Raw genomic sequence first — 12,492 nt, 5'->3', positions numbered from 1 at the left:
ATCAAAATGCGCTAGCAGAAAGGGTTAATGGAATATTGAAACAAGAATTCCTTTTTTCTAAAACAAAGAATATTCAAGATCTAAACTTATTAGTAAAAGAAAGTATTTATCTTTATAATACTAAAAGACCACATTTAAGTCTTAATATGGAAACGCCAGATAAAGTGCATAAAAAATCCGAAGAAATAAAATATCTCTCCGGATTAAATATTGTTTAATTTATGTCAACCTATTTTAGGACGACTCAAGATTCATAAACAATCTCGGATTTATAGGAGTATTGTTCTTATGTACTTCGTAATGAAGATGAGGGCCGGTAGAGCGGCCAGAATTTCCGGATTTTGCAATTACCTGGCCTACTTTTACCTTATCATTCACTTTAGAAACAAGCTGTGATAAATGGCCATAAAGTGTTGCTAATCCATTGCCATGAGAAACAATGACACAGTTTCCGTAACCTCCTTTTTGTCCTGAGAAAATAACGGTTCCGGCAGCGGCAGCTCTTACATCAGAACCAAAAGCAACAGCAATATCCAATCCTTTATGGAACTGCATTTGATCCGCTTCAGCAGGAGGGTTATTTTTTTCCATAGGAGCAGTTTTAGAAGTGCTCGTTCCAGCAACTGCTTTTGTAGCAGGAGCTGAAGTTGCTGGCGTAGAAGCAACAGGTGCAGCTTTTGGAGTTACCATTACTTTCACTTCTCTTTTATTTCCATAACTGTCTGTCAGCTCAACAATTTTTTCTATAGGTTCAGCTTTAACTTCTGGTTTTGGAGCAGCCACAGCCACAGGTTTAGCTTCGGCTGCAGCATTAGGCTTTACCGAAGCAAAAACAGTTTTAAATGGAATTGGATTTTTTCTTATTCCGAAATTAGATGAAATATATCCATCAGTAGGCATCCCCAATGGAACCTGCATCAGTTTTTTTTGCAGATCCATTAGATATTGGCTATATCGGTTGGCTTGTTTGGATAAATAAATAGAATTGGCAATACTGTCCTGATCAAGCATCATGAGCTTTTCATTAGAAATGTCTTTAGACTTCAGGAAAGAGTTCAGTTGAGAAACTGTCTGATCTACAAGAGTAAGATCAGTTTTCATTTTCAGATAATCTACACTGTCTTTTTCAGTGTTTATTTTTACAAGGTTTACCTCATACATTTTGTCATCTCTTTCTGAGAAGAGCTTGGCAATAAAGACACCTTGTGCAAAAACTACTAGTAAAAGCCCTCCCAGGAGAATGTTTACGTTCTTCTTGCTGTTTAGAAATTTTTTCATATTTCCTCTCTTAGAATATTTAAAACGGTTTTAAGGCTGTAAATTTAATTAAAAATAAGTTTTGTTGGTTATTCTTAGTTAAAATTCAGTTTTTTCTGTATCTAACGTTAATTTGTATATTTAATTGTGTTGGAGCATTATTTTTTTCAGAAAATGGTTTTTATCATGCCTTCAGGCATCTTGTTAAATCTTTGTTTAATATATTTGCAGTTCACATTCCAATTATGGCTAAAAAGAAAATTATTTCAGAATCTTCGAATCCAAAAAAGACTAAAAAAGATGTTTCTGTAGGGGTAGTAGGAAGCGGAAGCTTTGCAACGGCTATCGTAAAAATGCTTGTTGAAAATTGTAAAGTTGTGCACTGGTGTGTAAGAAGCGAGTTTGTAAAGGGAGCGATAGAGCTTCGTGGACACAACCCGACTTACCTTACTGCTGCTCATTTTAACCTGAAGAGCTTAAAACTGACCACAGATATCAATGAACTGGTTTCTGCCTGTGATGTCATTGTATTGGCAACACCTTCCATCTATCTGTCTGATACATTAGATAAGATGACTTGTGAGTATTCAGATAAGATCTTTGTTTCTGCAATTAAAGGGATTATTCCTAAAGTAAATGATGTGGTTGCACATTATCTGCGTGATGAGTTTAAAATTGGTTTTAGAAATCAGGCGGTGATTGCTGGGCCTTGCCATGCTGAGGAAGTTGCGATGGAAAGACTTTCTTATCTTACCATTGCCACGGTAGAAGATGAAACAGCAGAAAAGCTGGAAGGAATTTTCAGCTCAGATTTTATTAAAGTGCAAACCAGCAAAGACATTCTGGGAAATGAATACAGTGCTATCCTCAAAAATATTTTTGCCATCGGAGCAGGAATTGCAAGCGGATTAGGATATGGAGATAATTTCACAGCAGTTTTTGTATCCAATGCGATCCGTGAAATGGAAATTTTCCTGGAAGCTATCTATGAAGCTCCACGAGATGTAAATGAAAGTGCTTATCTGGGAGACCTTCTGGTAACGGCTTATTCACTTTTCTCCAGAAACAGAAACCTTGGAAATCTTATCGGAAAAGGATATACTGTAAAATCAGCGATCCAATCGATGAACATGGTTGCAGAAGGATATTATGCCGCGCAATCTATTTACAAGACTTCAAAACAAAAAAATCTGAAATTACCGATTATTGATACCGTATATGCCATTCTTTATGAAGGTAAAAATGCGGAGAAACAGTTTAAAAAACTCACTGCAAAACTGAATTAAAAAACAAGGCTCTGTAATAAGAACCCTGTTTTTTTAAAAAATTATATTGAAGACTTAAGTATAAAACTTAAGTCTTTTTTTATTGACTCATTTTAGTAATAATAAGAGCCAATGAAGAACGGATGTTCAAATTGCTGGCTGTAAATCCGTTTCCCGTATCAAATTCAAATTTTTGACGAATAGTTGTAGGAGCCGTTAAAGTTAAAAAATAACTTCCCTGAAAGAAAGTGAAAGAGCTTGATAACTGACACATCCTATTGGTCTCTGTAATATTGAGCCCAGTTGTTGTATTGATCATATATGACCGTGTACATGTGAAATTTTGAGAAAGATATTGTGTATTGGCAGTTCCGTTATTATTATTGGCATTACTGGAATCTACTGAATATCGAAGGATATAGGTGCCGGCTGGTAAAGTAATTGTAGAAGTATCCGTCCCCAGAGAAGCTCCCGTAATTTTATTAGCTGCTACGGTAAAGTTAGTAAGGGTATTATTTGTACTTCCAGTAGGAATTAAAACACCGGAATTAATAATTAAAGACATCGATTGAGGCTCTGTTCCTGCAAGTATAAAACGCTGCCATTGATCCCTGATCCACACATAATATCCTTTAGGAAAAGTAGAAAGGCCTCCTTTGTTGTAAATCATTAAACCATCCGCAGGATTAGCAATTGGCGTGGTTGTACTGTTGAGCACAGTAAGGTCATATTGAGGGAAAAGGACTCCCTTATTGGATGAATTAATATCCAAGACACTGCTTACATTGGGAGTGCTTGTATTAATACCAACTTGCGCTTTTATGGACGTACTTAATAGTATGATAGCCATACAAGCAATATAAATATGTTTTTTCATTGTAATATTAATTATTGATTAAGGGCTGATCTTTGAATATCAACTTTAGCATTGGTAATAATAATTTCTCCATTATTAGGACTTGTTCCTCCTGATCCCAATTGATAAGTTCCTCCTGCATCATGAGCAATAGATGGAACTAATGTAATAGGAGTTGTGGAAGTCGAAACAAAGGAAAAGCTCATATTTAAAGTATGTGTTTTATTACTTGCTATGGATTGTGCATTGATGCTTATGGTTTTTCCATATTGAGTTCCTGAAACTGGGTCAACAAGTTTTACAAGATATTGATGTAAGTGAACGGGAGTCCCTCCAATTCCGGCACTACTGCTTTCCAATGTAGTCTTTATATTAAGACATATATTAACCAGGTAGCCACTGTTTCCGGGAAGTGTAATAGCTCCTGATGTTGTATTGTAAGATGCTCCGATATCATTCGAGATTACAGTAAAAGAGGCATCAGTAAAATTTTTAAAAGTACCATTGGCAAAATTTCCCAATATTGTATAATCTGTAGAACGTTGAAGAATCATATAACTTACAAGATTATAAGTGTCAGCTATCTGAGTCCATTTGTTGTTTTTCCATATATAAAGACCCGGGCTGATAGTGTTTCCCTTATTGTATACGATAAGACCTTCAGCAGGATTCGCTACAGGGGTTGTGTTGTTCAATATGTCTATGATATCAACCCTTGGAAGGAGGACTCCTTTATTGGTGGATTCCGATACTTCTAATACAGCAGAGCTATTCAATGTAGTTTTCCCAATTCCTACTTGCGCATATAATATTTGTCCTATAATCAATAATAGGAGGATATAACCTTTTTTCATGTGTTTTTGTTTTTAAAGTTGTGATATTTTAATATAGGATCCGGTTGGAATTACATTCACAAGGTCATAAAAGGTACTGTTTTGCATCCTTCCAAGTCGTAACCTTAGCCCTCCAATGATATTGGCATTGGCATTAGCGGGTACATTGTAATAGTAAGACCATGTTGCCAGATGGTTGGTATTTACTTTAGAAACAATAGGCACTTCTTTCCTCATATTAGTTCCTGATACAAATGTATTGGTGGTGTTATTGTACTGATCGTTGGTGAAATCTATAAAATATCCCATCAGATAATAAGTACTACCGGAAAGAGGAGCCGTTCCGCCTTGTCCTGCAGGATTTTCTTGAGGGGAATTCAAATTAAGATTTACTTCTACCAGATAGTTTCCTTGGGGAAGAACCAGAGAATAACCTCCTGTGCTTGGATTTTGAACCACTTTAAAACCATTAATGTTGGATACACCAGAGATTGCCGGAGGATTAACCAATAATTGAGTGTTGGTACCCGCAACAGCATTATCTAATGCAGATAGATTTCCGGTGAAATCTAAATAAGCAACTTTAGGTGTGTTTTCGGCATCAATAGTACTTTGCCATTGATTAGCAGTACCATTAAAAATATGCAACGCCTTATTATTGGTATTATTTCCACCATTAAAACCAATAAGCGCATTAGCCGGAGAAGCAACGGGAGACGCAGTATTTCCAAGATTTGTAATATTCAGATTAGGAAATAGCATGCCTTTATTTCCTCCTGAGATCGTTACAGTTGGTGTACTTGTATAGCCACTTCCTCCATTGTTAATTGTAATACTGGTTACGGTTCCATTGGTAAGATTGGCTGTAGCACGTGCTTTTGTACCACTATTTACAATAGGCCCGCCACCATAAAAATTAACAGTAGGTGCTGTAGTATATCCACTTCCACCATTAGTAACCGTAATTCCACTTACAGCTCCACCTGATATTGTGGCAGTAGCAATGGCAGGAACACCATTGAAGTTCTCGATATGCAAAATTGCACTGGGGTCCGGTTTGGACGTGTTGATTCCTACACTTCCGCTTTGGGCAAATGCCACTGTTGCGAAAAATGTACTTACGAAGTTAACAATTTTCATCTTTACTATGTTTACGAAATAATTTTAATTAAATACACAGGAATATGGTATTAAATCAATTGAAAGGTACGTATAAAAAATGATTATTCTGTAATTTTTTAATAGAATTAAATCGATTAAATTATGTTTTTGTCAATAAAAAGTGAATTTAAATTGTTTATTTGTAAAAAAGATTCACTTGTTTTTGAAATAAAATATTGACGTAAAGTATTATGGTTAAAGTATTTTAGATTGTAAACTTAAATGAACTTAAATTAATATAAAATGTAGAGCGTATATGAATGTTATAATTACTTACGCTTTGGTGAATTATAAAGGAGTTAAAAAAAATGAATAATCATAAAAATGTAATATTAGTCATTGTTATTATTAATCATTTCAATGTTACTTTATTGATACTTTCCATTATATAGTGTTGCATAATTAAGAAGTACGTTTAACTCAAAAATTAACGTGTTAAAATCGTTAAACGCGTTTCTCTTTTTAAAACTTTTCCCGAAATTTGAACTAAAATTTAAAATTATGTCACAATCGCTTACAAGCAGAACACCGAAACCTAAATACGACGTTGTACTGATAGGGGGCGGAATCATGAGCGCCACTTTAGCAACGCTGCTTCATGAATTTGATCCAAAACTTGAAATTGCCATCTTCGAAAGACTAGGAAGGTTTGCCAAAGAAAGTACAGCTGCTTGGAACAACGCCGGAACAGGTCACTCCGCATTTTGTGAGCTAAATTATACACCGGAAAACCCGGATGGTACTGTTGATATCAAGAAAGCAGAGAGTATTGCCGAACAGTTTGAAGTTTCAAAGCAATTCTGGGCATATTTATTAGCGAAAGGATATATCCAGGAACCCAAGGACTTCATCAATTCTTGTCCACACATGAGTTTGGTATTTGGTGAAAAAGATGCCGAATATCTTAAAAAACGTCATGATAAAATGTCTGAGTCTGTTCTTTTCTCAGGAATGGAATTTTCTACAGATCATGATAAACTGAGAGAATGGATTCCATTGGTAATGAGCAAAAGAAACAAGTCTGAAGTAATGGCTGCTACCAAAATGGATATGGGAACAGATGTTAACTTCGGAACATTGACCAGAAAAATGGGTAGACATCTTTTGGAAGATTCAAAAGTTGAAGTGTTCTTATATCACGAAGTGAAGGATATTAGTCCTAAAGAAGATGGGAAATGGGAAATGAAGGTGAAGGATAGAATTCACAGCCACAAGCAAGAGGTGAATGCAGACTTTGTATTCATTGGAGCTGGAGGATATGCTCTTCCATTATTGGATAGTTCAGATATTAAAGAAAGTGAAGGATACGGAGGTTTTCCGGTTTCCGGGCAATGGCTGGTAACTCATAACCAGGAATTGGTAGAGAAACATCAGGCTAAAGTATATACACAAGCAACAGTAGATGCTCCGCCAATGTCTGTTCCTCACCTTGATCTTAGGATCATCGATGGTCAAAAGGCACTTCTTTTTGGGCCTTTTGCAGGATTTTCTACAAAATTCCTTAAAGAAGGAAGTTATCTGGATTTACCGGAAAGTGTGAATACCAAAAATTTAAAATCTTTATTTGGAGCATGGTGGCATAATCTTCCGCTGACTAAATATCTTATTCAACAGGTAGCGATGACCAAATCTCAAAGAATGCAGCATTTAAGAGAATTTATTAAAGATGCTAAAGAAGAAGATTGGGAATTGAAAGTAGCAGGTCAAAGAGTTCAGATTATTAAAAAAGATGATAAACTAGGCGGGAAGCTGGAATTCGGAACGGAAGTAGTAGTAAATAAAAACGGTACCATTGCTTCTCTATTAGGGGCATCACCGGGAGCTTCTACAGCAGTACAGGCAATGCTTAATGTTCTTGAGAAATGTTTCCCTGAAAAACTTAACGGAGAATGGAAAGACAAGTTGCTGGAAATGATTCCGTCATACGGGCAAAAACTGGCAGAGAATCCTGAACTTACTGAAAAGGTAAGAGAATATACAAAGGAAAAGCTAGAATTAGAATACTAATATTAATAATGAGCAATGAATAATAAGCAGTATAAACAGTATTATTCATTGCTCATCACTTATTGCTTATAAAAGTTGGAAGAAATTGTTATAAAGCCGGTCATTGCAAAAGAACTCCTGGAATCTCTTCAGACAAAGGTAGAAGAAGAGAAGCAGGTGATTGTACACTGTTGTTTTCCTGCCTCGCCATTTTTAGGAAATCTGATCAGGATCTGGCATTCAACCTATCTTTTTGATAACCAGTCTGAACATAGAAGCAAGCTGATTCATGCGGAGAATATTTCAATTTCTCCTTATTGGACACCTGTTCCTTTTATGCAGGACTTTTGGTTTACTTTAATTTTTTCAGGACTACCAAAGGATTGTAAAAGTTTCGATCTTAAAGAAGTTATTCCTGAAGAAGGTGGCTTTTTTGTGGAATCCATAAAAAGAAACTCCTCAGATGTCTATCGAGTGAAAATATCAGAATCTTATTAATATGAAAATAAGAGACGAAAAGCTGGAACAAATTATTCATTGGGCAGAAAACAATCCGGATATTCGGGCTGTTCTTTTAACCAGTTCATTGGTTAATCCCTATGCTCCGGTAGATGACTTTAGTGACCTTGATGTAGAACTCGTTTTTGTAAGCAGAAAGGCTTATGAAGAGCAACATGAATGGATCAGGCTTTTTGGAGAACCTATTTCTATGATCGAAGAAGATGATACCGTCTTTGAAGGAAAACATGCCATGAAGATGGTGTTGTACAAAGATCATATAAAAGTTGATTTTAAGCTTTATCAGGTTTCTGAATTTTGTAAGGAAGTTCAGGAGGAAATACTTCCTGATGATTGGGATCTGGGCTATAAAGTTTTGATTGATAAAGATAATCTTACGAAAGATCTAAAGACTCCCACTTATCAATCTATTATGATTCATCAACCAACGGAGAAGAAGTTTCATCAGCTGCTTAATGACTTCTGGTGGGATACAACATACGTGGCAAAATGTCTTAAAAGAGGAGATGTTTTCTATGCTAAATTCATGTCTGAAAATATATTGAGAACAGACTATCTGGTTCCTTTAATTGAATGGTATATTGCAAGTTCTTATGACTGGAATACCATAACCACCAACAAACATGGAAGACTTTTCAAAAAGTATCTTTCTTCAGAATTGTGGAGTAGAGTAGAAGCTACTTTTTCAGGAAGTGATATAGAGGAAAACTGGACAGCTTTGTTTGCCTATGCCGATCTCGTTCATGAACTGGGAACTGTTTTAGCAACAAAATTAGGCTTACTTTATCCTCTTCAACTTGAAAATGATATCCGCAATTATCTTTCGGAAGTGAAAGAACTTCCTTAATTTCATGCAAATTCTTTTTGTTGGATAAGATTTTCAATACAATATTCTGCAATGGCTGTAATCGTTACAAATGGATTGACTCCAATGGTTCCGGGTATTAAAGAATCGTCCAATACATAAAGGTTTTCATGATCTTTTAGTTTTCCAAACTCATTGGTGGCTTCCCCCAAAACACAACCACCAAGTGGATGATAACAAATATCTGCTCCAAAGCCATTTTTGAACAACAGATGACTTCTGGTACCTCCATTTGCTTTATTCATTTTTCGGATAAAATATTTGGCATTCTCTCTCATTTTGAGGGTATTGCTTTCATCCCAATTCAAAGTAATTTTCTTGTTGATTGTATCATAAATTACTTCCCCTTTTTTATCTACTCTGTTGATGAGTAAATATAATGCTGTAGCAACATCCATCCCCATTGGTAAAGGAGCAATTTCAGTGAAAAAAGGATGGTCTTTATCCTCCCAGTTATCAATACCGCCCACAGGAATCGTAGATTGTTTAGAACCCGTACCGCCTGATAGTGGCTTTACCCAGTTTCTTCCCGTCATAAAATTCCCGTTGTTTCCCCAATTCTTTCCGATTTTTTCATGAATAGGAAAACTATTTACCGCATTAGAATGCAGCAGAAGTTGTAAAGTTCCCATCGTTCCTGCAGAGAGAATCAGTTTTTTACAATGAAAAACCTTATCGGCAACATTATTTCCGGAGGTGTCAATTTGATGCACATGCAATGTGTAGCTTTTATCATCATTCAGTTGAAGATGATCTACACAATGAAGATCCAATATTTCAAGATTTCCGGTGGCCAGTGCTTTTTTCAGATAGGTTTTGTCTAAACTGTTTTTTCCATGGTTATTTCCATAAATGACTTCTGTATTGAGGGCAGAACGGGGAACTTCATTTCGAAATTCTCTTTCCATATATTTAAAATCATACACATTGGGAACTCGTATGGTTTTGAAACCTGCTTTGTGGGCTTCTTCTTCACCTACTCTTGTGAATTTGTAGTAAGGACAGTCTTTTAGAAACTGCTCATCAATCACATTTACTTTGAGCTCCTCTCGTACCAGAGGAAAGTAATGGCTATAAAATTTGTCAGCATTAAGATGGGGGAAAACTTCTTTGAAATAGCTTTCCTTGGGAGTTACAGCCATTCCACCGTTAACGAGTGAACCTCCACCCACACCTCTTCCTACCCAAATGTTTACATTTTCAAAGTCCAGACGATCCAATGTTCCGGTAAAAGGAGTCAGGGAGAATATATTCATGAAAGGAGCAATACTTTTCTTTTTAAGCCAAGCTGAACTTTTCCCGGGTTTCAAAAGATTAGAAAAAGGAATTTTTGCTTTTTCCCAATTAAGACCCATTTCCAGTAAGACAACTTTTTTTCCGGCTTCACATAGACGCAGAGCTGATACAGCACCACCATAACCGCTTCCAACAATAATGATAGGAGCATCTACAATTTCTTTCTCTTTGTTGACACTTCGTTCAGCAGCCTGAAGAATATCCGATTGCAGGAAATAAAAACCTGAAATAGCAAGTAAGCTTGTTTTGATGAAATTCTTTCTGTCCATGGGCTATGCTGCTCAAAAAGTATGCTATGTTCTTAATGTAGAATTTTATTTAAAACAGATTATGCTTTTTTAGTAGAGTTTTAACTTTCATACCTTGAAAATTCATAGTTTTACTTATAATTTAAAAGCTCATGAAAAAATATATATTGATCTTTTTACTGCTACCGCTATTAGCCTTTTCACAAAAAATAGACTCTAAAGAAGTAATGGCAGTGAAAAAATTTCAAAAAGATCTTGATAAAGAATACCTGGATCCTAAGGAAACTCCTTTGCGTGGGGATAATTTTAAGAATTTTAAAAAGCACCCATTCTTTCCGATTGATATGAAATATCGTGTGGTTGCTAAATTTGTTAAAACTGAAGATCCCAAGCCTTTTGATCTGCCGACTTCCTCAGGAAAAACAAAATCCTATAGGGAATATGGAAAGGCAACATTCAAAATTGATGGAAAATCTTATACATTAACCTTGTATCAGAGCCTGGATCTGATCAAACAGGAAAAATATAAAAATGACCTTTTTCTGCCATTCCGTGATGCAACGAATGAAAAAGAAACCTATGGCGGTGGAAAATACCTGGATCTGAAAATCCCCAAAGGAAATACCATCGTTCTTGATTTTAACCAGTCTTATCATCCGTATTGCGCCTATAATGCTTATGATTATAATTGTCCTATTGTTCCTGAAGAAAACAAACTTCCGGTGGAAATACGTGCAGGGGTAATGTATGAAGATATCTATCATCACTAATTATGGTAAGTTTAGAATTTTTTAGCCCTGAAAAACATCTTTCACAGCTTAACTATGATTTGGATGAAGGGCAGCAGCGTTTTACAGCTACAGTAGATCAAGCCTTGAAGAATATTGAAAAAAGGAATGGAAGTGATGCCTTTCCCATTACCATTTTGGATGACAATATAGCAGTAGGTTTCTTTGTACTTGATTTTGGTGAAGATAAATTAGAGCTTACAGATAATAGAAATTCAGTTTTAGTGAGATCTTTATCTGTAAATCCCGCCATGCAGGGCAAAGGAATAGGAAAAGTGGCGATGATGAAGCTGGATGAGTTTGTAAGAGATCATTTTAAATATTGTGGTGAAATTGTTTTGGCTGTTAACCAGAAAAACGATTCAGCATATCATATCTATCTGAAGGCTGGTTATATCTATGATGGCAGGACAAGAGTTGGAAGAAGCGGGCCTCAATATCTTATGCATAAAAAACTTTAATAAAATTTTAAAATTATAATCTTTTTACTGCTGATTTGTTTCCATAACTTTGAGTAACATCAATTTACAAATATGGAAATATCACTTCACAATCAGGTCGCAGTGGTTACAGGAGCCTCCAGCGGGATTGGTTCCGGCATTGCAAAATCATTAGCTTCAGCAGGTGCAATTGTTATTGTTAATCATTCTTCACCAAGATCTCGGGATGAAGCTCAATCCGTATTGAAAGTAATTACAGATGCTGGGGGACAGGGAATTACATATCAATGTGATGTTTCTCAGGAAGATCAGGTGATCAAGATGTTTCAGGATGTTATTTCTGAATTTGGAACTATAGACATTTTGGTCAATAATGCAGGAGTTCAGAAAGATGCTAAATTTACTGAAATGACTTTAGACCAATGGAATGCCGTAATAGGAGTTAATCTTACAGGGCAGTTTCTTTGTGCGAGGGAAGCCATTAAGGAATTTCTCCGTAGGGGAATAGATCCATCTCGTTCTATCGCTTGTGGAAAAATTATTCATATCAGTTCTGTACACGAAATTATTCCCTGGGCAGGACATGCGAATTATGCTTCCAGTAAAGGAGCAATCAGAATGCTGATGCAGACTTTAGCTCAGGAATATGGGGCAGATAAGATTCGTGTTAATTCTATTTGCCCTGGGGCAATCCAAACACCCATCAATAAAGATGCATGGAGTACACCGGAAGCACTCAATTCACTTCTCACACTCATTCCTTATAACAGAATCGGGCAACCACAGGATATAGGAAATCTAGCTGCATTTCTTGCGAGTGATCTAGCCGATTACATTACCGGAACCAGTATTTTCGTCGATGGAGGTATGACTACGTTTGAGAGCTTCTCTACAGGCGGATAAGAGCTTTGGGTTTCAAGTTTAAGAATTGTTGTTATTAATATATATTACAACTTGATACATAGTACTCATTGTTTA

13 protein-coding genes are annotated in these 12,492 nt (G+C 36.0%); 8 read left to right on the top strand and 5 right to left on the bottom strand.

The window, feature by feature from the left end; all coding sequences use genetic code 11:
- Positions 1-218 (top strand): integrase core domain-containing protein (locus GTR01_RS23035; RefSeq protein WP_160136654.1); only part of this gene is annotated, 218 nt, incomplete at its 5' end.
- 16 nt (positions 219-234) lie between these two features.
- On the opposite strand, the gene GTR01_RS23030 is transcribed toward GTR01_RS23035, so the two are convergent.
- The gene (locus GTR01_RS23030; protein WP_160140063.1) at positions 235-1,278 is read right to left on the bottom strand and encodes a M23 family metallopeptidase; all 1,044 of its coding nucleotides are present in this window, start codon (positions 1,276-1,278) and stop codon (positions 235-237) included.
- A 224-nt stretch (positions 1,279-1,502) separates the two neighbouring features.
- Here GTR01_RS23030 and GTR01_RS23025 point away from each other — a divergent pair, with 224 nt between their 5' ends.
- Positions 1,503-2,543, top strand: a complete 1,041-nt coding sequence (locus tag GTR01_RS23025) for an NAD(P)H-dependent glycerol-3-phosphate dehydrogenase (RefSeq protein WP_160140062.1) — start codon at positions 1,503-1,505, stop codon at positions 2,541-2,543.
- Between the two features lie 79 nt (positions 2,544-2,622).
- On the opposite strand, the gene GTR01_RS23020 is transcribed toward GTR01_RS23025, so the two are convergent.
- The 3 genes from GTR01_RS23020 to GTR01_RS23010 are packed head-to-tail and all read right to left on the bottom strand — an operon-like array spanning position 2,623 to position 5,351.
- Positions 2,623-3,399 carry a hypothetical protein gene (locus GTR01_RS23020; protein ID WP_160140061.1) on the bottom strand — a complete coding sequence of 259 codons (777 nt, stop codon included), beginning with the start codon at positions 3,397-3,399 and terminating at the stop codon, positions 2,623-2,625.
- An 11-nt stretch (positions 3,400-3,410) separates the two neighbouring features.
- The gene (locus GTR01_RS23015; RefSeq protein WP_160140060.1) at positions 3,411-4,232 is read right to left on the bottom strand and encodes a hypothetical protein; all 822 of its coding nucleotides are present in this window, start codon (positions 4,230-4,232) and stop codon (positions 3,411-3,413) included.
- 12 nt (positions 4,233-4,244) lie between these two features.
- Complete coding sequence (locus tag GTR01_RS23010) at positions 4,245-5,351, bottom strand: hypothetical protein (protein WP_160140059.1); 1,107 nt, start codon at positions 5,349-5,351, stop codon at positions 4,245-4,247.
- 522 nt (positions 5,352-5,873) lie between these two features.
- On the opposite strand from GTR01_RS23010, the gene mqo reads away from it, so the two are divergent.
- The 3 genes from mqo to GTR01_RS22995 all read left to right on the top strand — a co-directional run bounded on the left by mqo (position 5,874) and on the right by GTR01_RS22995 (position 8,724).
- Complete coding sequence (gene mqo / locus GTR01_RS23005; RefSeq protein WP_160140058.1) at positions 5,874-7,379, top strand: malate dehydrogenase (quinone); 1,506 nt, start codon at positions 5,874-5,876, stop codon at positions 7,377-7,379.
- Positions 7,380-7,454: 75 nt separating this feature from the next.
- The gene (locus GTR01_RS23000; RefSeq protein ID WP_160140057.1) at positions 7,455-7,856 is read left to right on the top strand and encodes a hypothetical protein; all 402 of its coding nucleotides are present in this window, start codon (positions 7,455-7,457) and stop codon (positions 7,854-7,856) included.
- A gap of 1 nt (position 7,857) precedes the next feature.
- The gene (locus tag GTR01_RS22995; protein WP_160140056.1) at positions 7,858-8,724 is read left to right on the top strand and encodes an AadS family aminoglycoside 6-adenylyltransferase; all 867 of its coding nucleotides are present in this window, start codon (positions 7,858-7,860) and stop codon (positions 8,722-8,724) included.
- A gap of 2 nt (positions 8,725-8,726) precedes the next feature.
- Here the strand turns inward: GTR01_RS22995 and GTR01_RS22990 are convergent, their stop codons facing one another.
- A complete protein-coding gene (locus GTR01_RS22990) occupies positions 8,727-10,307 on the bottom strand; it encodes a GMC family oxidoreductase N-terminal domain-containing protein (RefSeq protein ID WP_160140055.1) in 1,581 nt (526 codons plus the stop codon).
- 131 nt (positions 10,308-10,438) lie between these two features.
- Between GTR01_RS22990 and GTR01_RS22985 the strand changes: the two genes are divergently transcribed.
- The 3 genes from GTR01_RS22985 (at position 10,439) to GTR01_RS22975 (ending at position 12,417) form a co-directional block, all read left to right on the top strand.
- Complete coding sequence (locus GTR01_RS22985; RefSeq protein ID WP_160140054.1) at positions 10,439-11,056, top strand: DUF1684 domain-containing protein; 618 nt, start codon at positions 10,439-10,441, stop codon at positions 11,054-11,056.
- A gap of 2 nt (positions 11,057-11,058) precedes the next feature.
- Positions 11,059-11,535: a GNAT family N-acetyltransferase gene (locus tag GTR01_RS22980; protein ID WP_160140053.1), complete on the top strand. Its 477-nt coding sequence runs from the start codon at positions 11,059-11,061 to the stop codon at positions 11,533-11,535.
- A 72-nt stretch (positions 11,536-11,607) separates the two neighbouring features.
- Positions 11,608-12,417, top strand: a complete 810-nt coding sequence (locus GTR01_RS22975; protein ID WP_160140052.1) for a glucose 1-dehydrogenase — start codon at positions 11,608-11,610, stop codon at positions 12,415-12,417.
- The last annotated feature ends 75 nt before the right edge of the window (positions 12,418-12,492 follow it).

It is taken from the genome of Chryseobacterium sp. c4a (genome assembly GCF_009900745.1).
GTDB lineage: Bacteria > Bacteroidota > Bacteroidia > Flavobacteriales > Weeksellaceae > Chryseobacterium.
The sequence above is the reverse complement of the archived record's forward strand: the minus strand, read 5'-3'. Positions and strand labels throughout refer to the sequence as shown.